Source organism: Salinarchaeum chitinilyticum, from assembly GCF_055390775.1.
Window position 1 is genome coordinate 1,741,796 of sequence record NZ_AP043888.1, and the last position, 24,141, is coordinate 1,765,936.

Annotated in this window: 15 protein-coding genes and 2 tRNA genes; 10 read left to right on the forward strand and 7 right to left on the reverse strand. The window is 66.2% G+C overall.

Features of this window, described 5'->3' with window-relative positions; genetic code table 11:
* The first annotated feature begins 90 nt into the window (after positions 1–90).
* Both ACZ5KP_RS08450 and ACZ5KP_RS08455 read left to right on the forward strand, forming a co-directional pair.
* Positions 91–163 (forward strand) — tRNA-Gln (locus ACZ5KP_RS08450).
* 309 nt (positions 164–472) lie between these two features.
* Complete coding sequence (locus tag ACZ5KP_RS08455) at positions 473–658, forward strand: DUF7479 domain-containing protein (protein ID WP_460922465.1); 186 nt, start codon at positions 473–475, stop codon at positions 656–658.
* A 49-nt stretch (positions 659–707) separates the two neighbouring features.
* Here ACZ5KP_RS08455 and ACZ5KP_RS08460 read toward each other — a convergent pair whose 3' ends face one another.
* From ACZ5KP_RS08460 to ACZ5KP_RS08475, 4 genes are all read right to left on the reverse strand, one after another.
* On the reverse strand, positions 708–1,844 hold the full coding sequence (locus ACZ5KP_RS08460; protein WP_460922463.1) for a DUF63 family protein: 1,137 nt from the start codon (positions 1,842–1,844) through the stop codon (positions 708–710).
* 75 nt (positions 1,845–1,919) lie between these two features.
* The gene (locus ACZ5KP_RS08465) at positions 1,920–2,297 is read right to left on the reverse strand and encodes a hypothetical protein (RefSeq protein WP_460922461.1); all 378 of its coding nucleotides are present in this window, start codon (positions 2,295–2,297) and stop codon (positions 1,920–1,922) included.
* A 239-nt stretch (positions 2,298–2,536) separates the two neighbouring features.
* Positions 2,537–2,620: transfer RNA gene (locus ACZ5KP_RS08470), tRNA-Leu, on the reverse strand.
* 694 nt (positions 2,621–3,314) lie between these two features.
* Positions 3,315–5,162 (reverse strand): Cdc6/Cdc18 family protein, encoded by a 1,848-nt coding sequence (locus ACZ5KP_RS08475; RefSeq protein WP_460922459.1) that lies wholly within the window; start codon positions 5,160–5,162, stop codon positions 3,315–3,317.
* 778 nt (positions 5,163–5,940) lie between these two features.
* Between ACZ5KP_RS08475 and msrA the strand changes: the two genes are divergently transcribed.
* The gene (gene msrA / locus ACZ5KP_RS08480) at positions 5,941–6,480 is read left to right on the forward strand and encodes a peptide-methionine (S)-S-oxide reductase MsrA (protein WP_460922457.1); all 540 of its coding nucleotides are present in this window, start codon (positions 5,941–5,943) and stop codon (positions 6,478–6,480) included.
* Between the two features lie 275 nt (positions 6,481–6,755).
* Positions 6,756–7,019, forward strand: coding sequence for a DUF7472 family protein (locus tag ACZ5KP_RS08485; protein ID WP_460922455.1), 264 nt, complete (start codon positions 6,756–6,758; stop codon positions 7,017–7,019).
* Between the two features lie 130 nt (positions 7,020–7,149).
* Here ACZ5KP_RS08485 and ACZ5KP_RS08490 read toward each other — a convergent pair whose 3' ends face one another.
* From ACZ5KP_RS08490 to ACZ5KP_RS08500, 3 genes are all read right to left on the reverse strand, one after another.
* Entirely contained in the window at positions 7,150–8,238 is a 1,089-nt protein-coding gene (locus ACZ5KP_RS08490; RefSeq protein ID WP_460922453.1) for a DNA primase regulatory subunit PriL, read from the reverse strand.
* Positions 8,239–8,402: 164 nt separating this feature from the next.
* Positions 8,403–9,272, reverse strand: coding sequence for an alpha/beta fold hydrolase (locus ACZ5KP_RS08495; protein WP_460922451.1), 870 nt, complete (start codon positions 9,270–9,272; stop codon positions 8,403–8,405).
* 69 nt (positions 9,273–9,341) lie between these two features.
* Entirely contained in the window at positions 9,342–9,506 is a 165-nt protein-coding gene (locus ACZ5KP_RS08500; RefSeq protein ID WP_460922449.1) for a hypothetical protein, read from the reverse strand.
* Positions 9,507–9,770: 264 nt separating this feature from the next.
* Here ACZ5KP_RS08500 and ACZ5KP_RS08505 point away from each other — a divergent pair, with 264 nt between their 5' ends.
* From ACZ5KP_RS08505 to ileS, 6 genes are all read left to right on the forward strand, one after another.
* Positions 9,771–12,875 carry a DUF7289 family protein gene (locus ACZ5KP_RS08505; protein ID WP_460922447.1) on the forward strand — a complete coding sequence of 1,035 codons (3,105 nt, stop codon included), beginning with the start codon at positions 9,771–9,773 and terminating at the stop codon, positions 12,873–12,875.
* Between the two features lie 153 nt (positions 12,876–13,028).
* Positions 13,029–16,031: a DUF7289 family protein gene (locus tag ACZ5KP_RS08510; RefSeq protein ID WP_460922445.1), complete on the forward strand. Its 3,003-nt coding sequence runs from the start codon at positions 13,029–13,031 to the stop codon at positions 16,029–16,031.
* A gap of 229 nt (positions 16,032–16,260) precedes the next feature.
* Positions 16,261–17,001 (forward strand): GNAT family N-acetyltransferase, encoded by a 741-nt coding sequence (locus tag ACZ5KP_RS08515; protein ID WP_460922443.1) that lies wholly within the window; start codon positions 16,261–16,263, stop codon positions 16,999–17,001.
* Positions 17,002–17,112: 111 nt separating this feature from the next.
* Positions 17,113–18,792: an Hvo_1808 family surface protein gene (locus tag ACZ5KP_RS08520; protein WP_460922440.1), complete on the forward strand. Its 1,680-nt coding sequence runs from the start codon at positions 17,113–17,115 to the stop codon at positions 18,790–18,792.
* Between the two features lie 88 nt (positions 18,793–18,880).
* Positions 18,881–20,059, forward strand: a complete 1,179-nt coding sequence (locus ACZ5KP_RS08525) for a redox-regulated ATPase YchF (RefSeq protein WP_464761829.1) — start codon at positions 18,881–18,883, stop codon at positions 20,057–20,059.
* A gap of 549 nt (positions 20,060–20,608) precedes the next feature.
* A complete protein-coding gene (gene ileS, locus ACZ5KP_RS08530; protein WP_460922436.1) occupies positions 20,609–23,920 on the forward strand; it encodes an isoleucine--tRNA ligase in 3,312 nt (1,103 codons plus the stop codon).
* Positions 23,921–24,141: the final 221 nt, after the last annotated feature.

Genomic DNA, 24,141 nt, shown 5'->3' on the forward strand with positions numbered 1-24,141 from the left:
GAAGCTGCGCCGTCGTGGAGTGTCACGCCGTCGCACGTCGAATCCAACGCGCAACGCTTACAAGACGGCGCGGGTTACTCTCAGCCGCACAGTCCCGTGGGGTAGTGGCCAATCCTGCGAGCTTCTGGGGCTCGCGACCCTGGTTCGAATCCAGGTGGGACTATTCTCGAAGATCGACGTACCGAAGCGGTAGCTCTCTCTCTCGATTCAAGAGAGATCGAAAACGCACCACGCGCAGGTGAGCGAAGCGAACCGAGCGTGACCGTCGACGCGTCCGTCCAATCCAGGTCGCACAGTCTCCGACTCCGCTCACCGGAGAAATCGATCGGAGCGGCGCTGCTCCCCTCGGTACGATCGAATTCGGATCGTCCCATCAGGTCGCTTCGAATATATTTATACTCGCGGCGAACGTGTGAATAGTTGCTATGGGAGTGAATGACACACTGGCGGGCGCACTGGCATGGTGGGCCCGATGACCACCGAGTTCGATCTCGGCTGTGCAACCTGCGGCGGCGCCCTGCAAGAACGGTCCGTCGACGCGACGCCCCTCGGCGTGCAGAGCGACGAGACGGTCTCCGTGGCGGAGTGTCCCGAGTGTGGCGATCGGTACGTCCCCGAGCAGACGCTCGATCGGGTCGGTCACCAGCGACGAACCTGAGCTCGGAAGAGCTGTGCCGGACGGACAGCGGTGACGGTGGTCCCCGCGATCAGACGCCGAACGCCGCCCGGAGGACGTCCCGGGTCCCCGGTCCGAGCCCGACCGCGAGCACCGCCAGGAGCATCAGCACCGAGTAGCGCGGACTCTCCTCGATGATCTCGTCGTTGAACAGCCAGAGCACGAGCACCGCTGCGACGACCTTGATCGGGAAGAAGGGCCAGGTGACGCCGATCGCGTCGTTCAGCCAGGCGGGCTGGATCGACCGGGTGACGTCCTGGATGCCGGAGTTGACGACGTGTTTCGGGCTGTAGTCGTGAGCGAGGCCGAACGCTCCGGGCCAATCGAGGCTGATGACGTTCGCGATGCCGTCGACGGAGTGGCCCCAGACGATCAGGGTACCCGTGATCCCCGTGCCGACGTTGACCTCCGGCCAGTACGCCTCCGTTCCGAACCACGCGATGGCCGTGGCCGCTGTCGCGACGACGAGCACGACGACCAGGATGAGCGGGTCGAACTCGACGGGCTCGGTGGTCGCCGCGAGATAGGAGAGCGCGAGGATCGCCATCGAGAACAGCAGGACGCCCGTCGCTCCGAAGGGACGCTCCCAGCGCTCGACGCGGCCGGTCCGCTCGAGCCAGACGCTCGCGACGATCGCGACGACTGCGAGGAGGAATACCGTCACGTAGATGAACGGACTGATGATCGCCGCGCTCCAGGGGAACGGAATCGCCGGATCACCGGTGGCGCGGAGCATCGCGACGCTGGCGTCTTCGACGGTGCGGAGCGCGCCACCGAAGAGCACCCACGGGAACAGCGGGTACAGCGCCTCGACCTCCGCCTCGATCTCGAGGCGCTCGACGAGGAAGTAGACGCCCGCGAGGAGGAGAACGAGCAGGACCGCGTAGCTCACCGTCGAGACGACGGTGTAGCCCGGTTCGGCGAGGACGCCCGACGCCGACGCACACGCCTGTTGGGTGCCGTAGAAGCTGGTCGATCCGCCCTCCCGCACCGCACAGGTCGCGCCCTTGCCGTCCGCGGCGACGGGGCCCCAGTAGTACTTCCAGATGAACTGGTCGTAGACCTGCGTCGGGAAGAGGAGCGAGCCGATCGTCCCGGCCAGCGCGAGAGCGGCGACCACGCCCGCCCAGACCGTCTCCGGGTCGAGCCGATCGAAGACGTCGTCCATGCGCGATTGCCCGGCAGCCCGGCGCTTCAGCGTTCCGGTCGCGCGCGTCGAGGCAACGCGACCGATCCAGCGTGTTCACTCCCAGACGTGGGCCGGGATGGCGAACATGGCCCCGAGAAGGACGAGCGATCCCACGACCGCCGGGAAGTCGACGGTGAGGAAGGCCAGCAGGAGTCCGGCAGCCTGCAATGCGATCGCACCGACGATCGCCCACCGCTGTCGGTGCCACAGCCCGCCGGCGATCACGAGCAAAACGAGAGCGGCCGGTACGGCAGTCACCGCACCGTTCGTGTGTAGCATCGAGTCGCCCTGAAGCAGGGTCAGCGCTGCTGACAGCGCAAACGCGCCCGTGACGAACCACAGCGTGATCGGCCATCCAGTCTCCGTCTCTGGGTCCGCCGTGCCGTCCCGCTGACTGGTCACGTCGGCGTCCGCGGTCGAGAGTCTGGACATAACATTTTGTACTATTCCTACACAATAAAGCGTTTCTGACGTGGCTAGCGACCCGCAGATCCCAGTGGCGAGGTCGAGTCGCGGGAGCTGGTGCAGCCGTCCTGTAAGAGAGCGAAGCTGCCGCTCGAAGGCTGTAGAACCAGTTGCGAGGGCAAGACGCTCCGTCTTGCCATCCGCCCGAAACGCGGTGTGCGTCTGCATCGGACGGGTGCATGCGAGCGCAGGTGAGCGCTCAGGCATGCGAGGGAAGGGATTTGAACCCTCGGACCCCTTCGGGAGCGGATCTTGAGTCCGCCGCCGTTTCCGGGCTTGGCTACCCTCGCACGCGAATGAGCGGTTGGGAGTCGGGGGACTTACGCGCGTCGATGGGTCTCGGACGGACTCGGGCGATCGATTCGACTACTCGGGAACTCAGTTTTGAGCTGTGGAGTGAGCTGGGCAGCAGCCCGCTACGGAAGCCCCTCCCTGAGAACGGCTTGGGAAGCGAAATGCGCCGGGTATTTGGGCGCGCGAAGCACTGGGGATCGCCCGCTGGCTACCGCTTCTTGGGCGATCCAGCGGGGCGAAGACCCTCCCGATATCCACCGGGTGGGACTGGAAGGGGCCGTTGACGGACTACGTCCGTCTGCTCGGGAGACCTTTGGTCTCCCGGTGACCGGTCGCGTTCGCTCGCGACGGTGAGCCGAGCAACGTCCTGCTGAGCGAAGCGAAGCAGGGCTCGAGAGACGAACGAAGAGAGTCTCTCGGTGCGAGGCGAACGTCGAAAAGCGAGCGGTAGCGAGCTTTTCGGAAACAAGCACCGCAGCCGAACGAGCGAAGCGAGTGAGGCAAGGCGCGCAACGAGCGAGCGAACGCGAGCGGGAGGGGGCTGTCGCGGGCCACGCCCGCGACGTCGGGAGATCTGCGATCTCCCGGTATCCAAGCTGTCTGCTGTCCAAGTCACTCCGCGGTCAGCAATTGGGTTCCCTAGTAGTCGAATCAGCCAAACACCCCCTGACACACCCACGAAAACAGACCCTAGCCGTCGAACCGCGACTGGACGTAAGGCTGGGTGTCCTCGATCTCGCCGAGCCGCGAGTCCGAGGTCAGCACTGCTTCGGTCTCCTCTCGTGGAACGGAGAGGTTGATCTCCTTCGTCCGGCCGTAGCGGCCCTTCGAGACGACGACGGCGTTGACGATCCCGAGCATGTCGAGCTCGGAGATGAGGTCGGTCACGCGCCGTTGCGTGAGCGGATCGGCGTCGATTTCGTCACAGAGCTGGTCGTAGACGTTGTAGACCTCGCCGGTGTTGATCGCGGCGACGCCGCGGTTCTCGAGGAGGATGATCGCGTAGAGGACGATCTTGGACTGCATCGGCAACGTGCGGACGACCTCGACGACGCGATCGAGTTCGATCTTCTCCTGTGCCTTGCGGACGTGATCGCCCTGGATCTCCTCGACCTGGTCGCGCTCGGCGAGCTCGCCGGAGGTACGGAGGAGATCGAGCGCGCGCCGGGCGTCGCCGTGCTCCTGGGCGGCGAAGGCCGCACAGAGCGGGATGACGTCCTCGGAGAGCGCGTCGGGTTCAAACGCTTCTTCCGAGCGGTGTTCGAGGATGTCCTGGAGCTGGGTCGCGTCGTACGGCGGGAAGACGATCTCCTCCTCGCCGAGCGACGAGCGGACTCGAGGATCCAGCAGGTCGGTGAACTTGAGGTCGTTCGAGATGCCGATGATCGAGACGCGGGAGTTCTCGAGGTCGGAGTTCATCCGCGAGAGATTGTACAGCGTGTCGTCACCGGACTTCTCGACGAGCTTGTCGATCTCGTCGAGCATGATGACGACCACGCGCTCGCGGTAGTCGACGGCGTCGAAGAAGACGTTGTAGACGCGGTCCGTCGGCCATCCCGTCATGGGGACCTCCTCGATGTCGTCGCGATCGGCCTCGAATTCCTCGATCCGATCGTCGATCTCGTCGATCGACGAGACGTCGTACTCGGCGGCGAGCCCACCGTCCTGGGCGGAGGAGTCGTCGCCATCGCCCGTGGGACTGGCGTCGAAGGCGTTCGACTGGAGCACGGACGGATCCTCTTGTGCGCGCTCGCGCAGCGCTTCGAGGTCGTCGATCGCGTCGGCAATCGCCTCCCGGTTCTGGTCGTTGAACTGGTTGGCGAGCTGTGCGAGGACGCGGTACTGGGTGTCCGTCACCTCGCAGTTGATGTACTCGACGTCACAGGGAACCTCGTACTTCTGGGAAGTGCGCTCGAGCTCCTGGCTCACGTACTTCGCGCTCGCGGTTTTGCCAGTCCCCGTCTTCCCGTAGATGAGGATGTTCGATGGCGTGTCCCCGCGTAGCGCGGAGACGAGAATGGTCGCCATCTTGTTGATCTGCTCGTTGCGGTGGGGCAGCTCCCGTGGCGTGTAGGAGGGACGAAGGACCTCCTTGCTGACGAAGATCGGGTCGCCGGCGAGGAGATCGTCGAACAGCCCCTCCTCGTCAGCGGATCCGGATGCTGCTTCGGCGTCGCCGTCGAGATCGCGATCGAGCTCCGCGTCGACGGCAGACACGTCGTCGACGCCTGTCGAGAGGTCGAGATCTGCCGTCGTTTCGTCGTCGGGCGGCGTGGTTGCGTCGTCGAGTTGCGTCGCGCCGTCGGCCGTCGCGTCGGCATCAGACCCGTCGTCGGCGTCAGGCCCGTCGTCGACGTCCGGAGCCCGATCGGCGTCGTTGTCCGATTGGTGATCACCGAGGACGCTCTGTGCGACGTCGAACTCGAACGCAGAATTCGACTCGTCGCTCGCGTCCTCGGAGGACGCCTCGGTGGCGTCGTCCTCGGCCTCCGCGGAATCTGGGTCGAATTCGGCGTCGGGGTCGGGATCGCCGCTCACGCTGCGATCGACCCCCTCGTTTCGCCTGGAATACGCGGCGAAGGCGCTCGCGGACGGCCGCTAACCCCGCCACACCCCCGAATTCTTCCCCTTTCGATCATACGCTACCACGCAATCGGTGCAGCGGAACCCGAGGTAGACCAGTGACTTAAACGCTTCCTTCAACGGTCGTCGAACATTCACGGCACTGGCGAATTTCCGCGGCTCGCGACGATCCGGTCTGGCCAGCACCACTTCTCGTGGTACTCGCGTGGCGACGGCCAGCCTCGAAGTCGCAGGATGCGAGTAAACTCGGTCCACGACCGTAGGAGGACGATCGGAGGGGCACGTGGCGAGGGCGATCGGCAACGACGCTCGCCGCAGTTGACGGGAGAGGGGCACCCCTTCGTTTCAACTGGAACGCGGAGGGAGTGTGGGGCCGGCAGCGAGATTTGAATAGGGGAAACTTTATCACACATACTGAGAAACCGTATCCGTAATCCATTACAGTCCCGTATTTAGGTGGTGGAGCGCGGTATTGTTGTTGGGAAATCTAGTATGTTCTCGCAACTCGGCACCGATCTCGGCCACGACCGGCGGCTGCTCCAGTCGAAACGGAGGGGTTCCCCTCTTCCTCTCTTCCCCTATTCCGCTCCCCTTCGCTCTCCCCTCCCCTCCTGCGCACCGACGACGCGCCGCAGTAACTTCGGCCGCGAAGCGTCCATCGAAGTGCGGATTCCGGCCCCGGAGGGCCGCCGACTCGCCGTGGGCTTAACCGGATTCGGCTCGAAGGAGAAGTATGACCGAACGAGCGACGTTCGCCGGCGGCTGCTTCTGGTGTATCGATGCGGCACTCGAGGAGCTGGACGGCGTCGAGTCCACGACCTCCGGCTACACCGGCGGGCACGTCGAGGATCCCAGTTACGAGGCCGTCTGTCGCGAGACCACCGGCCACGCGGAAGCGGTTCGCGTGGAGTACGATCCGGACGTCGTCGCCTACGCCGACCTGCTGGAAGTGTTTTTCAGCATCCACGACCCGACGACGGAGGACCGACAGGGCCCCGACGTCGGCTCCCAGTACCGATCCGCGGTGTACTACCACGACGACGCACAGCGCGAGACCGTCGAAGCGTTCGTCGAAGAGCTCGAGTCCGCGGGCGTCTACGACGATCCGATCGTCACCGAGATCGAACCGATCGGCGAGTTCTACGTCGCCGAGGAGTACCACCAGGACTACTTCGAGAAGAATCCCGACAAGCCTTACTGCGCGGCGCAGATCCTCCCGAAGGTCGAGAAAGTTCGCGAGGAGTTCCGCGACCTGACTGCGCCACAGCACTGACGACAGGGAACCTCGCCTTCTCGTGGGACCACGACACGGGTCCGCCGGCTCCTTCTGGACGGAAACAACCGATAGACGCGTATTGATGGTTCGAAGCATCACGCCACTGTACTGCGTATTTCCACCTGAAACGGAGGGGTGCAACGCCCACGCGATCCTCGTGGCTCCTTCCTCGTCGACACGAAACGATGCCCTTCGTCGGCGCCGGTACCGGGCACGTCGGATCCAATGTCCTCTCCGACACGCTTTTGCCGAGTCCTCGCCGAGCCAACGGTATGATCGCGCGCGAGCGGCTTATCGAGATCGGCGTCTCTCTCACCGGCGTCGGTATCATGGTGGCGTTGCTCTACGTCATCGGGCTGAACTACACCGACGAGGCGTCGAACGGTCACCAGATCCTCAGCCCGTCGGGCGGCGAGATGGTCGTCTACGCTATCGTCGCATTCATCGTGTTGATGGCGGTCGCCGGCGTCGTTCTGACCTACACTGTGACGATCCCCGAAGCCGAGGAGGACGGCTCCGATTCGAGTAGCGCGTAACCCCCTTTCGTTCGAGCAGGCGCATTTCGAGTGTGACTGGCGAGGCTACTGCCTGTCCCTCGGCGTCGACGCTACCAGGTGATTCGCCGCAGTACTGGAACCGAGATCCTGCCGCCGTCACACTCGTCGGTCACTCCTCTGCGACGTCGGCCAGCGCGGACTCGTAGTACGACAGCGGATGATTGATCGTGTCACATCGCTCGTCCTTGTTGACGCAGTCGCCGTAGGCGTCCATCGACGCACAGGACGGCGGTGCGTACTCGAGTCCACGCTCGTCGCGGACGTGTGCGAGCTGGAAGTCGACGGATTCGCGATCGAGTTCGCCTCCCGCGAGCTCCACGATCGCGTCGGCGTCCATTCCCGCGGCCCCGAGAAACCCTACGAGCGAGTACTGAGAGTGAGCCGGCAGCGTCTCGCCGTCGCGAGCCCGTTCGAGGAGGGCGATCACGCAGGGCGGAAACTGTGCCGGTTCGACGCGATCGAAGGAGAGCGGGATCTCCTCGTCGGCGAGCATCCCCTCGATCGTCTCTCTGGGCGCCGACAGCGCCTCCGCGAGCTGGTCTGGCACCGACAGCGGGAGGCCGTCGGCGACGCGGTCGGCGACCGCCCGCTCGAGGAGATCGTACAGTTCGCCGCGATCGACGGGAACGCGCCCCGCCGAGAGCGATCGGTTCACCAGCGCCCACTCGTCCCCCTCGAGATCACGCGACAGCTCGAGGTAGACGGCGACGTCGACCGCGAACGGGTCGCGGCCGTCGACGGCTTCCGCGAGCCCGAACTCGGCGAGGAGTTCGTCGACGTCGAGATCGGGATCGGGATCGTCGCCGGCGATCCCACCTCCGGGGCTGGCGCTCCCGCCTGGTTCGGGGAGAGCCGCCTGGAGCCGCTGACGTGCCGTCGCGGCTTCGGCGCGGGCGTAGGCCTCGATCGCCATCGGTTCCTCGAGCAGGGAGACGAGGATCCGCGCGATCGGGTAGGAGAGCAGCTCGATCCGCGTCGATCGGTGCATGCCGGTCTCGTCGCCCGTCTCGCCGCCGGTTCCGACGTGTCCTTCCGACAGCGCGGTCTCGACGCGCTCGCGTGCACGCCTGACGACCATCTCGTCGGCGTCTCCGGTCCCGTCGGCGCCGCCGACGAGCGCCCCGATTTCGACGTCCGCGGCCTGCACGGCCTCGCGGGCGCTTTCGAAGAATGGGAATCGCGCGTGGCGGCGTTCCATGGCGACGACGTTGCTGGCGAGCCCGGTTAAATCGCGCGGTGGAGCGGGCTCGTTCCTCCGGTGGCCCAAACTGGATCTCGACGCGACGATCGCTGCCCGGGTGTTCTCGACTCCTGCCGTCGCAGCCGCCAGCGCGCCCGTTATTCGCGCGGCACTCCTCTACGTCACTCGCGCAGGTAGGCGGTCACGAGCTCCTCGAAGCGATCGGGTCGATCACGCGGCAGCCAGTGTGCGGCGTCCTCGAACACCTCGACCTCGCCGTCGGGGGCGATCCCCGCCGCGCGCTCCGCCCACCGCGCGGGGAAGAGCTCGTCCTGACCGCCGTGGACGAACAGCGTCGGGCACTCGAGGTCGTCGAGACGGGTGTAGTAGTACGTGTTCCAGCCGCCGTAGCCGACTTCGGCCGCTCGCCAGCTCCGGTAGGCGTCCCCGGCCCCGGGTCGCTGGAGCTCGGCCACGAACGCGTCGACGAGCTCGGTCGGCAGCGAATCGGGATCGGAGACGACGGTTCCGAGGCTCGACTTCGCGATCGAACGGCGCCGTGATGCGAGCCAGAGTCCCGCCCGGTTGAACACGCCGAGCTTCGCGAGCAGCCAGCTCCGGCGCCCGTTCGGGAGCTCCGTCCCGAGCCCGAACGCACTCACCGGAACGAGTTTGTCGACGCGCTCGGGCTGCTCGAGTGCGAGCTGGATCGCGATCCCACCGCCGAGCGACGTCCCGACGAGGTGTGCCGAGTCGAGTCCGACGACGTCCATGAAGTTCGCGACGACGTCGACGTGGCGTTCGGTCGTGTAGGGGCCCGACGGCACGTCGCTCAGTCCGTAGCCGAGCAGATCCAGTGCGTAGACGTCGTGCTCGGCCGCGAGCGGGCCGATCGCGGAGCCCCACGAGAGGTGTGCAGCGTCGACGATACCGCCGTGGAGCAGGAGGACGGCGGAGTCGTTCTCCCGACCGGCCCGGAGGTAGCGAAGCTCGTTGCCCGCGACGTAGACGCCGGATTCGGTCACGTCGTCGTGCTCGATCGCGGGTCGCATGGCGAAGGGGTTCGACGGGCTCCCTCAAAGTGGTGTCGGGGCCGATACGGATCTGGGGCCCCTCGCCGTCTACGGATACTCACCGTCGGCGTCCCCGAGGGGCTCGGCGACGACGCCATCCTTCGTCGCCAGGGACCGAGCGTGCGCCGCACAGACCGTCCGGTCCTCACCCCACGGCACGTGGAGGCGGACGGCAGCCTGCCGATCGCAGGCGGTTGCTGCACAGCGGTCCATACGTTTACCTTCGTCCGAAGGATCAGGACAGTTTCGCCCCGCAGCGACCGACCACCGGCATCTCTTGCACGCAGCCTCCGAACGGTCGCGATCCAGTCTTCCGACGAAGCCCGTCCCCCTGGCTCTGATCGGGGGGAGCGCCGAAACCAGTTTCAACCGAGAATTATACAGAGAATATATTAGCTGAATACATATGAAATAACGGTTAGCTGCTCGTTATTTATCAAACATTATTAAGTTAGTGGCCAGACAACAGCATTTGACATGGATAAACGCCCCCGTTCAGCGGAACAAACGGACGGCCCGTCGAGACGTCGGCTGCGAGGTCGGGAGTCCCGGCTTCAGGGGCAGTCCGACGTCATCGCGATCGTCATTCTCTTCGGCATGATCTTCCTCGGCGCTGCCGCGGTACTCGTCACCAGCGGCGCGCTCATCGACGATGTCCAGGGCAGTTCTCAGCACGAAATCGCCGTCGACAGTGCGCTCCAGACCCACCAGGCGATTTCGGAGGCCCTGCAGAGCGGCGAAGCCCGTGAACTCTCGGTGAGCGACGGGGTCGAGATGGACGTCCAGCAGTCGGGATCGATCGCCATCGAGATGCGCGACGGCTCCGGCGGCGTCTGCTCGGCGGAGGTCGACGACGTCGATCCCGTGCAGGCCGACATGGGCGCGATCGTCTACGAGACGCCAAAAGGTGCCGTCGTCTACCAGGGCGGCGCGATCTGGGAGGAGATGGACGGCGGCCTCTCGATCGAGCGCGCCCCGCCGATCAGCTTCGACAACGAGACGGCACGGATTTCGATCCAGACCGTGACGGCCGAGGAGGACTCCTTCGAGGGGCAGATGGCCAAGCCGAACGAGTCGATGCAGGCCGCGATGGTCGAGGAGACCAACCGGATGCTCACCCACTGTCCCGCGAACGGCTACACCAACCTCGAGATCACCGTGACGAGCCCGAACTACGCGGACGCGTGGAAGCAGCACTTCGACGCGGCGGTCGACACCGGCCCGAACGTCACCGTCGGCCGTCCGGACGACCAGACCGTGACTGCGACGATCACCAACGCCACCAGCGCACACGCCAGTCGCGGGCTGCGGTTCGCGAACGTCTCCGGACCGACTGTGGTCGGCCCTCACGGCGACAGTCCCGACCCATATAACTTCAGCGTCGACGTCGCGCTCACCAACGACGGGTTCAACGCGCGCGAGGCGAGCGTCACGCTGGGGATCGCCGGGCACAACTATACGTCCGCGCCGATCACTGTGCCGACGGTCGGCAACGAGAGCGCCTCCTTCGCGAATCTCCCGCTCCAGCGCCAGACCGATCTCATCGACGATCTCGGGCTGGCACCGAACGAAGCGCACGAGTACACCCTCTATCTCCTCGACGGCGAGGGTACCGTCGTGGAGCAGACGACCGGCCGTTTCTTCCTCGAGAGCAGCGGCGGCGGGAACGTCACGTTCTTCGACGACAGCCACGAGCTGGTGGACGACGAGGACACGCTCCTCGTGAACGCGACGCTCATCAACACGTTCACGACGAACGCCACCGACCAGACGGTGGAGTTCCAGATCACCGACAGCGAGGTCGACATGCCCGATCCCGTCGACGACCCCTTGATCGACGTGCCCGCCTACGGCGGCACGAAGGGCATCAGCTACGAGATGAACGTCTCGGAGCTCCGCGCGGGCACGTACAAATACGAACTCCGTCACGACGGCGTCACCCTGGAACGCTCGTTCACGATCCACGATCCCCTCGAGAACAGCGGGGCGATCGTCGGCGACGTGCGCGTCGAGGCGATCGACCCGGCGAGCGACGTGATCGAGAGCGGCGAGGACTTCGAGGTCCGGGTACAGCTCTACAACACCGCGGCGAACGACACGACGACCGACGTGTCCATCGAGCTGCTGAACGACAGTCTCTCCACGACGCTTGAGGACGTGGCGATCGACGGCGCGTCGCGAACGAACGTGACCGTCCACCTCGACGGCGAGAAGATCGCCGACGAACTCGCGACGCGAACCACCCACGAGTACGAGGTAACGATCGCGAACGACGGCGAGGCGCAGTCCTTCCCCGGCTCCTTCGTCGTGCTGGAGCCCGATGCGTCCCTCCAGATCGACGACCACTGGACCGAGAAAGACGGCGACTACCGGTGGATCAACGCCACGCTCGCCAACCACGGCAACGACACCGGGTCGGCCACCGCGACGTTGACGATCTACGACAACGAGACAGACGACGAACTGGGGAGCGTCGATACCGGGGAACCGATCGAACTCGGCGCAGCGAACCAGACGAAGATGCCGTTCGGGTTCGACGTCGGAAATCTCAGCGGTGCGTACCGCTACGAAGTGAGCTACGGCGAGGAGACCGTCAAGGGCTACTTCAGCGAGGGCGAGGCCGACACTGGCGACGGTAACGTCTCGTTCACCGCGCCTGGGAACGGGACGGTGAGCGTGCTGGGGACAGAGATATCTTACTTTGCCGATTTCGGTTGCAACAGATACAGTTGCGGATATCTCGATCCACCTCATAAGGGTTGGGCGCCAACCACGGTGTCGACGATCCTCGAGATCGATGGCGAAAAGTCGGTTATTCCCTTCAACAATACGGCAACTGACGATTCAAGCTACTACAATAAGACGAATCTCAACACCTACGATACGCAGGATGCCGTCTATACCACTCATTGGACGCAGGTGGAAGGCGAGACAGCGAGCCTGACAGTCAGTTCGAGTTACTGGGGAGTAGAGGACGAAGAAACCAAAAGCTACGCTAACGGCATCGAAGATTTACAGCCCGGCAGTGATGTACTCGACGACAATCCCGCCGGCACGGTCAATGCCAAAGCAGATACGAACAAGGAGGCGGTACAGGTCCTGACCAACGGTGACGACGTGCCGAACCCGGAAACGTCCGGCGAGGATCAGCGGTCGGCCAAACAGATCCTCGAACAGAATGGCGTCGAACTGGAGGACGGAAAGGTCGTGCTGGGACCGTACGAAGCGATCTTCCTCTTCGAGCTGACCGAGGATGCCTACCCCGGGATGTGGGAGGACGCGTACGGAACAGAAGGCGATCCGGACTACAACGACGTCATCGCGAAGGTGAGTTTCAACCCCGACAACCCCGAGGACGTGACCCTCACCGCCGGCGATCATTCGGTCTCCTTCGGCCCTGCACCGAGCGACCCGGACGAGACCAACGACTCGGGACCACAGGACATCGACTTCGGCGGCGGCACTGAGGGTCCGGGAACGGGTAGCCAGCCGTCGTCACCGGAGCCCCAGTCGCCGGATCCCGGCAACCCCTCCAGCCCCGAGGAGATCAACGTCGAGGTCGGCGGCATCGTGATCGGCTGAGGCGACGCCTGCTTCGCGTTCAAAACGGCTGTTCCCCCGTTCGTGCGCGCGGAATTCGGACTATCCTCCTCCTTATTGTCACACGCTAGCACGGATAACCTGTCCGCTCCCGTTAGTTAATTCTATTACGTTGGATCAATAAATTACGCCACAATGCGGCCGATATCAGATGCCCTCTCCGACGGCGACGACCATCCACGCGACCGCGGCCAGTCCGAGGTCCTCGGGATGGTCGTCCTGATCGGCGTGATCGTCGTCGCGGCGTTCTTGACGATCGCGATCGGGGCGATGGCGTTGCAGTCAGTGCAGGACACCACCGAGTGGGAGACGACGCAGGACACCGCGATGCAGGCTCACAGCGTCCTGTCGGAAGCTGCCACGACGGGCGATCCCCAGGAGATTCCGATGGGCGGCAGTGCCGTCGACGCCGAGGTCGTCGAGGGCGGCACGCTGACGATATCGATGCACGACGGGGCGAACGCCTGCTCTCAGCGACTGACCGAAGATCTCGGTGCGCTCCGCTACGAGGGCGGCGACGGGGCGATGATCTACGAGGGCGGTGCGATCTGGTCGGAGACCGAGGGTGGGCTCGCAATCGAGCAGGCACCGCCGATCAGCCACGGGCCGAACGGCACCACGGTTTCGGTGCTCTCCGTTTCGGCTGCGACGACGACCGACTCCGGCCAGCTCGTCGCCGAGCCCAACGAAACCGAACGAAAGCACCTCTCCCAGGAGATCGAGACCCTCCTGACGGCCTGTCCCGCCGGCGACTACACCGATCTCCGGATCAACGTCAAGAGCCCCTACCACGAGGCCTGGGCGGAGCACTTCGAGCAGTCGGTCGCCACGACGAGCAACGTCACGATTACCCAGCCGACCGAGGAGAGCGTCGTCGCGACGATCGAAGACGCGACGGCCCCGATTGCGGTGGACGGACTCGGCATTCAGTCCGTCGAGGCCCCGACCGCACTCGCGCCCGGGGACGCCTTCACCGTGGAAACGGCGATCGCCAACGACGCGTTCGAGAACGCGAACGCGACAGTCGAACTCGACGTCACCGGCACCAACGTCTCCCGGAACGAGACGCTGGCAGTCGACGCCTTCGACACTGGCGAGGCCGCGTTCACGATCGACGCGGCCACGATCAACGCGTCGTTCACTCCGGGAACGACCTACGAGTACTCGATCACCGTCCGAAACGGCACGGGAACGGCCGTCAGCACCACGAACGGCTCGGTCACGTTCGGAACGACCGCGCCGATGGTCTCGCTGGCGACCGTCGAGCACGAGCTCGCCAACGGTGACGACGATCTCACCGTGACGGCGACCCTGGAAAACGCCGGCCTGGAAAACGGCACCGGCTCGGTTTCACTGAATCTCACTGACCCGAGCGTCGACGCCCCGCCACAGACCGTCGGTCCCGTCGACGTCGCGGGCGGCGGCGCGACCGCCGTCGCGTTCGACGTCAACGTCTCGGGGCTCGCTGCGGGCTACTACGAGTACGCCGTCACCGGTCCGAACGGGACCGTCACCGACGCATTCACGATCGCGGACCGACCCGACGGCGGGGCGGTCGTGGGCAATCTCAGGATCACCGACGTCGACGCCAGCGCCACGACGCTCGCGGTCGGCGAGTCGTTCGCGACGACGGTGTCGATCGAAAACGTCGCCAACGAGACGGCCTCGGGCGACCTCACGCTGGACGTCGTCGGCGGTCCCGCGACGTCGACCACTGTCTCGCTCGCTCCTGGCGACGGCGAGACCGCCACGCTCGAGATCGACGGCGACGCGCTCGCGGCACTCGCCCCCGGGCAGACCCACGACTACGCGATCACGCTCGACAGCGGCGGCGAGACCGAGACGCTCGAGGGCTCCGTCTACATCGGCGAACCGGGAAGCGATCTCGGCGTCCAGTCGGTGAACGCGACGGTGACGAACGGATCGGCGACGATCACCGCGACGCTGGACAACGCCGGGCTCGCGAACGGCACCGACAGCGCGACGCTCTCGATGACTGCGCCCGACGGCACCGCGATCGACTTCGAGAGCACGCCCCAGCAGTCGGTCACCACGCGCTGGGGATCGACAGGGACGGTCAGCTTCGCACTCGACGTCAGTTCGCTCGCCGGCAACCACACCTTCACCGTCGCGTACGGCGACGAGTCGGCCTCGGGCACGCTCGAACTCTCTTCGCTCGACGAGGGCGACGATGGGGTTGCGATCAGCGGCGGTGGCGAGGGAACGGTGACCGTCCTCGGCACGGAGATCTCCGGCGAGTGGCCAAACTCCGGCTCCGAGTGGAGCAAGCGCTGGGCGCCGACGAGCGTCTCGGTGCTCCAGGAGACCGACGGCGAGGAACAGGTCCACGAGTTCGAGAACGACGAGGGGGACGTCGAGGACGAGCGCAACCTGAACTCCTACGACACGCAGACGGACACCTACGAGTACAGCTGGGAGCAGTCCGCGGGCGAATCCACGACCATTACGCTCCGGTCGACGTACTGGAACCCCGCCGGCGGCTACCAGTACGTCAATCAGCGCACCGAGGAGGGCGTGACCTGGTACGACTACCAGCCCTCGAACGGACTCGGTTCGATCGCGCGCCGCGTCGACGCGAGCACGAACCAGAACCCGGAGAACGTGCAGGTCCTGACCGACGGCGATCAGGTTCCGCAGGTCTCGGGCGTCCTCCCGGACCAGCGCAACGCTTCGCAGATCCTCAACCAGGGCGCCTCGGACCGCATCGATCCGGAGACCAACGAGCTCACGCTGGATCCCAACGAGGCGGTGTTCCTCTTCGAGATGACCACCACGACCGAGCAGGTCCCCGGTGATATGTGGGAGTACGCGCTCGAACACGACGACGAGAGCGACCCGGACTACAACGACGTCATCGCGCTCGTCGAGTTCGAATCCGACGGTGGCGGCTCCGTCCCGGTCGAGATGAACACGACCGAGGACGGGAGTGGACTGGTCATCGGCACGCCGAGCGTCTCCGACGGTGGCGGTGGATCGGCCACCATCGGCGACGTCGAGACGACGGAGGGCGATGGGGCGACCGACGGTGCCGAACCGGAGGCGCCCGACGTCGGCGTCGGCGAGCCGTCCCCACCCGACGACGTGAACGTCGAAGTGGACGTCGTCCAGATCGACTGAGCAGGCACCGTCGTACGACCACGGCGTCGATCGGCTCACGCCCGGTCGCGATTCTGCTGTCCCATGTGAACGAGGCAGTCTGTTTTTTTTGATTGCTCCGCGCCCGTCGTTCGCTGGCGTAGCACCGATCGAGCCCCTGTTCGACGGATTCTCGGCAGTCCGACCGTCCTCCGCACAGCGATCCGAACCACCACAAACGTATATTAACGTGTGACGCATTAGCACGGCTATGACGCTCCGCCGGCCCCTCGAGTTCGACCACGACGACCGCAAGGCACTCTACGAGTACGTCGAGGAACACGGCGCCGTCGACCCGGACGACGCCCAGGCGGACTGCCTTCCCCACGATCCCGGCGGGTTCCGCCACCACGTCGCGATCCTCCGACGGAACGGCCACCTCGAGCGGACGCCCGACGGGCAGTTGCAGGTCGCCATCGACACGGACGAGGTCGCGGAGGAGTTCGATCGCGAGGAGGTTTCCTTCCGCGTCCGGCCAGCCCGTCAGGCCGACCTGACGGGGATCGTGGGCGCGATGCGCCAGGTCGTCGAGGACGGCAGCTACATCGTCGCGGAGACGGTCGCCCAGGAGGTCGATCACGACCAGGCGCTGCTCCGGCACAACGAAATCGAGTCGCGAATGTTCTTCGTCGCGACCGTCGACGACGAGGTCGTCGGGTGGGTCCACCTCCGCTCGCCGGAGCTGGCGAAGCTCGCCCACACCGCGGAACTGACGGTCGGCGTCCTCGAGGAGTACCGGGACAACGGGATCGGCAGCCACCTCCTTCAGCGCGGTCTGGAGTGGGCAGCGAGCCGGGGCTTCGAGAAGGTCTACCAGTCGCTTCCGGCGACCAACGAGGAGGCGATCGCATTTCTGGAGGGCCACGGCTGGTCGATCGAGGCCGTCCGCGAGGACCACTACGTGATCGAGGGGGCGTACGTCGACGAGACGATGCTCGCCGTCGAGCTCTGAGGACCGCGACTGCCGGGGTCCGTCGCCGGGCTTCACGGTGAAGAATCCCGACAGTTGCAGCGCTTGCGACAGCCCGGTCGACTTTAGGGGCGTCCCCTCCAACGCCGGGTAATGGCCCCGCGATCGGTCCGACCCCGGCGGTGGACGGTACTCTTGCTCGCGATCGGAGCGGTTGCGCTCGTCGCCGGCGGTGCGATGGCGACGACGCCCGCCGACGCAGCCAGCCAGGACGGCGAGGCGCCCCTCGTCGAGCCCTGCGCTGCCGACATGCCCGACGACTACGCCGATCCCGCCGGCGGCACCACCGGCACGATCGGGTTCGTAGACGGCGTCTGGTACGACGAGCCCCTCGACGTCGACACCAGTGATGGACTGAACGACGATGAACTCAAGAGCGTGGCAGCGCGCACGGCGGCCCGCGTCGAGGCGCTTCGCTGTCTTCCGTTCGAGGAGGGGCTCCCGCCGATCGAGATCCTGACCAACGAGGAGTTCGCCGAGCGCACCGGCGATCGGTTCGCGAACGTCTCCGAGGCCACGTCGCGCTCGACGGACGCGCAGTTCGAGACGATGCTCGTCGTCCCCGACGAGGAGAGCGGCGTCGGCGTGATCGAGCAGACCCAGGCCAACGGCACGCTCGGCCAGTACTTCATCGAGGAGGACCGCATCGTGCTCGTGCGGCCGGAGGGGAGCACGACGCCGATCCGGGAGTCCACGCTGTTCCAGGAGCTGGGCCACGCGCTCCAGGACCAGCAGTTCAACCTCTCTCAGTCCGAACCGATGACGAGCGACGAGCAGAATGCGTGGCTCGGCGTGATCGAGGGCGACATGAACTGGCTCGAGTACCGGTTCACCCAGCGCTGTGAGCAAGGTCGGTGGGCCCAGCCCTGCATCGAGCCCGAATCCGAACCCGGAAGCGGGAGCGGCGAGGCTTCCGATCCGCCGAGCTTCGGCGTGACCTTCGAGCGAGCCTTCCCCTACTACGAGGGGCCGCCGTTCGTCCAGCAGCTCTACCAGGAGAGCGGTGGCTGGGACGCGGTGAACGCGCTCTACGACTACATCCCGGAGACGTCCGTCACGATCATCGATCCGGCAGCGGCCGAGGGCGCCGAGTTCGTCGATCCCGAGATCGACGTCGAGCCATCCGGCGACTGGGAGCAGCTCACGATCCCCAACGCGTCGGACACTGACGAGGTCGGCCCCGGCTGGATCGCGAGCATGATGATGGCACCGTCCCTGGAGAGCGAGTTCGAGCAGAACATCATCGAGCCGCCGAGCGACATCTACAACTATGGCCCCGACGGCCAGGCGGCCGACGTCGGCCCGGTCAGCTACCAGCAGGAGCCTGCGATGGGCTGGCGCGGCGACCGGATGGCCGTCTACGAGTCCGGCGAGGAGACCGCGACCGTCTGGCGGACCGCGTGGGCCGACGACGCCGAGGCCGAGGAGTTCGCCGACGCCTACGTCGAACTGCTCGACATCCGCGGGGCGAGCGAGACCGCCGACGACGCGAACGTCTACGCCTTCGAATCGAGCAGCGACTACGAGGGCTCGGTCGCCGTCGTCACCGAGGGGGACCAGGTCACGATCGTCTCCGGCCCCTCCACGGAGGCGCTGAGCACGGTCGCGCCGGAGCTGGCGATCGACGCCAACGGCTCGGAGGGTGACGCCGACGGCGACGCGAACGGCTCCGACGACGGCGGTTCCGGCGACAGCTTGCCCGGCTTCGGCGTCGCCGTCGCGCTGATCGCCCTGCTCGGGGCCGTGGCGCTGGCCGCGCGATCGGATCGCTGAATCGGCCGGCCGGAGCGGTGCTCGCAGCGGGCCGCGACGACTCCCGGAAACGAAAGGCAGTTCCCCCGCCCGGGCGGAGGAAAGCATCATGCTGACCGTCGCGCTCGCGGGCAAGCCCAACGCCGGCAAGTCCACGTTTTTCGAGGCTGCAACCCGCGACTCCGTCGAGTCCGCCAACTACCCGTTCACGACGATCGACCCGAACCACGGCGTCGCGTACGTCCGGACGGCGTGTCCCTGCCTCGATCGCGAGGAGCGCTGCGGGCACGAACACTGTCGCGACGGCAAGCGCTACGTGCCGATCGAGCTGCTCGACGTCGCCGGCCTCGTTCCCGGTGCCCACGAGGGCCGCGGGCTCGGCAACCAGTTCCTCGATGAGCTGACCAACGCCGACGCCGTGATCGCGGTCGTCGACGCCGCCGGCGCGACGAACGCCGAGGGCGAGCCCGTCGAGGTCGGGAGCTACGATCCGGTCGAGGAGGTCGACTTCGTCGAGTCCGAGCTCGTCGAGTGGCTGGCGGACATCCTCGGTCGCAACTGGGAGACGATCGAGCGCCGCTCGCGCTCGCCCGACTTCGACGTCGACGAGGCGCTCGCGGACGTGCTGACCGGCTTCGGCGCGACGGAAGCTGACGTCGCGGCCTGCCTGCGCTCGATCGACTATCCCGAGGATCCGATCGCGTGGAAGGACGACGACCGCCACGAACTCGCGGCGGTGCTCCGCCGGGAGACCAAGCCGATCCTCGTCGCCGCGAACAAGGCCGACATCGCACCCGCGGAGAATCTCGAGCGCCTGCTCGAGCTGGACCAGCCCGTGGTGCCGACGACCGCCGAGGGCGAGCTGGCGCTCCGACGGGCTGCTGAGGCCGATCTCGTCGACTACGATCCCGGCGACGAAGACTTCGCGATCGTCGGCGAGGTCAGCGACGAGCAGCGCGAGGCGCTGGAGGGGCTCCAGGCGACGGTTCGAGAGCACGACGGCACCGGCGTCCAGACCGCGCTCGACGAGTCGATCTACGGCATGCTCGACCGGATCACCGCCTACCCCGTCCAGGACCAGAGCAAGTGGACCGACGGGACCGGGACCGTGCTGCCCGACGCCCACCTGCTCCGGCGCGGCGCGACGCCGCGAGATCTGGCGTTTGCGGTGCATTCGGACATCGGCGAGGGGTATCTCCACGCCGTCGACGCGCGGAGCGGTCGGGACATCGGTGACGATCACGAACTCGAAGAGGGCGACGTCATCAAGATCGTCTCGACGGCGTGAGTGGAGTGGTGTTGTAACGGGTCACTTCGGGACTACTGGCGCCGTGACCACGACTGCAACGGCAAACAGCCAGGAAGCCCCCTCCCGCTCGCGCCCGCTGACTTGCTGCGCGCTTCGGCTCACTCGCGTCGCTCGTTCGCCTGCAGTGCTTGCTACGTCAGCGAACGCGAGCGGTCGGCCCCTTCCAGTCCCACCCGGGATCATTTGACGGGTCTGAGCGCGGTGGATCCCCGGCTGCTGTAGCCGGTGGCCGATTCCACGCACGTAGCTCCGTGGAACCGCCCACCGAGCTACGCTCCCCGGACCAACCACCGGGTGGGACTCCGGAAGGGGCCGACCGGTCGATCCGTCCCCGACGACGCAAGCACTGAAACGAGGGAGCGAAGCGACCGAGTGAAGCGCGCAGCGAGTCGCGGACGGTCGAGCGGGAGGGGGCTTCCGGGAGCCGTCGCGGACCGTGAATCAACACAAGCACCCTCACAGTTCCATCGTGCCAAAGCCCACCACCGGTCCGATCCGCCTTTATCCCCGGAGGGAGAGGATTGGCCTATGAGCGATGCCGAGGACGTTTCGGACCAGTACGATCCCCACGCGGTCGAGGACCGCGTCGAGGATCGCTGGGAGGAACGGAACGCCTACGAGAAGACGGTCGAGCACCGCGCGGACGGCGAGGACTTCTTCTTCGTCGACGGCCCGCCCTACACCTCCGGGGCGGCCCACATGGGCACCACCTGGAACAAGACGCTGAAGGACGCCTACATCCGCTACCACCGGATGTGCGGCTACGACGTCACGGATCGACCGGGCTACGACATGCACGGCCTGCCGATCGAGACGAAGGTCGAGGAGCAACTCGGCTTCGAGAACAAGAAGGACATCGAGAACTTCGGCGAGGAGGCGTTCATCGAGGAGTGCAAGGAGTTCGCCGAGGAGCAACTGGAGGGGCTCCAGTCGGACTTCCAGTCCTTCGGCGTCTGGATGGACTGGGACGACCCCTACAAGACGGTCGATCCGGAGTACATGGAGGCCGCGTGGTGGGGATTCGAGCAGGCCCACGAGCGCGGACTCGTCGAACAGGGCAAGCGCTCGATCTCGCAGTGTCCCCGGTGTGAGACCGCGATCGCCAACAACGAGGTCGAGTACGAGCAGGTCGAGGACCCCTCGATCTACGTGAAGTTCGACCTGACGGACCGCGAGGGCAAGCTGGTCATCTGGACGACGACGCCGTGGACGATCCCGGCGAACACCTTCGTCGCGGTCGACCCGGAGGTCGAGTACGCCGCCGTCGACGCCGAGAAGGACGGCGAGCACGAGCGGCTTTACATTGCCGCCGACTGCGTCGAGGACGTGCTCACCGAGGGCCGCTATACGGACTACGAGGTCGCCGAGACGATGCCGGGCGAAGAGCTCCTCGGCTGGGAGTACGAGCACCCCCTCGCCGACCGCGTGCCCGACCACCCCGACGGCGAGGGCGCGCTGCAGGTCTACGCCGCGGACTACGTCAAGGTCGACCGGACCGGACTGGTCCACTCCGCGCCCGGCCACGGCGAGGAGGACTTCGAGCGCGGCCGCGAACTCGGTCTCGACATCTTCTGTCCCGTCGGCGGCGACGGCGTCTACGGCTCGGCCGCTGGCGAGTACGCCGGCGAGTTCGTCAAGGACGCCGACCCGGACATCATCGCCGACCTGCAAGAGGCGGACCTGCTGCTCGCCAGCGACACGACCACCCACAGCTACGGCCATTGCTGGCGGTGTGACACCGGCATCCTCCAGATCGTCACCGACCAGTGGTTCATCACGATCACCGACGTCAAGGAGCAGCTCCTCGCGAACATCGAGGACAGCGAGTGGCACCCCCAGTGGGCGCGGGACAACCGCTTCCGGGACTTTGTCGAGGAGGCGCCGGACTGGAACGTCTCCCGGCAGCGCTACTGGGGGATCCCGATCCCGATCTGGCTCCCGAGCGAGGCGCGAAGCGCCTCGGACGAGTCGAGCGGGCGGAGCCCGCGAGACAGCGTCGACTGGTCCGGCGACATGGCCGACGCGATCGTGATCGGCGACCGCGAGGAGCTTGCCGAGCGCGTCGACCAGGAGATCGATCCCGAATCCGTCGACCTCCACAAGGGGACCGTCGACGACCTCACGATCACCGAAGACGGCACGACCTACGAGCGGGTGCCCGACGTGTTCGACGTCTGGCTCGACTCCTCGGTCGCGAGCTGGGGCACGATCGGCTACCCCTCGAAGACCGACGAGTTCGACGAGCTCTGGCCCGCCGACCTCATCATGGAGGCCCACGACCAGACCCGGGGCTGGTTCTGGTCCCAGCTCGGGATGGGCACCGCGGCAATGGACGAGATCCCCTACGAGGAGGTGCTGATGCACGGCTACGCGAACATGCCCGACGGCCGCGGCATGAGCAAGTCCAAGGGGATCACCGTGGAGCCCGGCGAGGTCATCGAGCAACACGGTGCGGACCCGATGCGATCGTTCCTGCTCTCTGTGAACCCCCAGGGCGAGGACATGCGCTTCTCCTGGGAGGGCACCGAGACGATGCAGCGGGACCTCAACATCCTCTGGAACGTGTTCCGGTTCCCGCTGCCGTACATGGAGCTCGATGACTTCGACCCAGCGAGCGCCGATCCGGAGCGCCTCGCGTCGCTGGCCGACGACGGCGCGCTCACCACGGTCGATCGCTGGCTGCTCGCCCGGCTCCAGACCGTCGCCGCCGAGGCCAACGCCCACTGGGACGACTTCCGGCAGGACCGGGCGCTGGAGGCCGTCCGCTCCTTCGTCGTCGACGACCTCTCCCGGTTCTACGTCCAGGTGGTTCGCGAGCGGATGTGGGACGAGGCCGAGAGCCAGGAGAAGCTGGCAGCCTACGAGACGCTCACCTACGCGCTCCACCGCGTGGTCGCGCTGCTCGCGCCGTTCGCGCCCTACCTCACCGACGAGATCTACGACCAGCTCACGGGCGGTGTTGCAGCCAGCGACGGGGCCGGCGACGCCGCAGACGAGGGCTTCCCCACCGTCCACATGCTCGACTACCCCGAGCCCGAGGATCGATGGGTCGACGAGCAGCTCGAGGCCGACCTCGACGTCCTGCGGGAGGTCGAGGAGGCCGGCTCGAACGCCCGCCAGCAGGCCGAGCGCAAGCTCCGCTGGCCCGTCAGCCGCGTGGTCGTCGCGCCCGGCGACGCCGACGTCCACGACGGCGTCGATCGCCACCGCGACCTCCTCGCGGACCGGCTCAATGCCCGCGAGATCGAACTCCTCGATCCCGACGCCGACTGGGGCGAACTCCAGTACAGCGCCGACGCCGACATGGGCGAGCTCGGTCCCGCCTTCGGCGACCGTGCGCACGAGATCATGACCGCGCTCAACGAGTCCCGGGTCGAGGAACCCACCGTCGAGGCATTCGCCGCTGCACTCCACGAGCAGGGCGTGCTCGAAGATCCCGACGAACTCACCGAGGCGATGGTCGAGCCCGTCACCGAGTCTCCGGACGACGTCTCCGGCACGCCGATCGTCGACGAGGGCGAGGAGCTGGGCGTCGTCTACGTCGACACGACCCTCGACGACGACATCGAGAGCGAGGGCTACGCCCGCGAGGTCATCCGGCGCGTCCAGGAGATGCGAAAGGAACTGGATCTGGACATGGAGGAGCCGATCCGGCTGGAGTACGCGATCGCCGACGATCGCGTCGCCGATCTCGTCGCCCAGCACGACGACCTGATCGCGGAGGAGGTTCGTGCCGATTCGGTCGGTGGGGTCACCGACGGCCACCGTGAACAGTGGGAGGTCGAAGGGATCGAGATCGACATCGCGATCGATCCGGGCGCCACCGAAACGGCCGACTGAGCTGCCCGCGAGGCCGAGAAAAGTGGGCGGTGCGATTTTCACCGCCACAGGGAACGGGAAACGGTGTTCTGGCGGTGATCGAATTTCCTTCGCTACTTCCGCCCACAGTCGAGTAAGCATTCTCTCCGGGGCCGAGCGAAGCGAGGCAGAGCGTTTTTTTCGCCCACGTTTTTCGAGTGAGGCCCTCGCGTGGCGAGGGCCGAACGAGAAAAAGGTGGGTT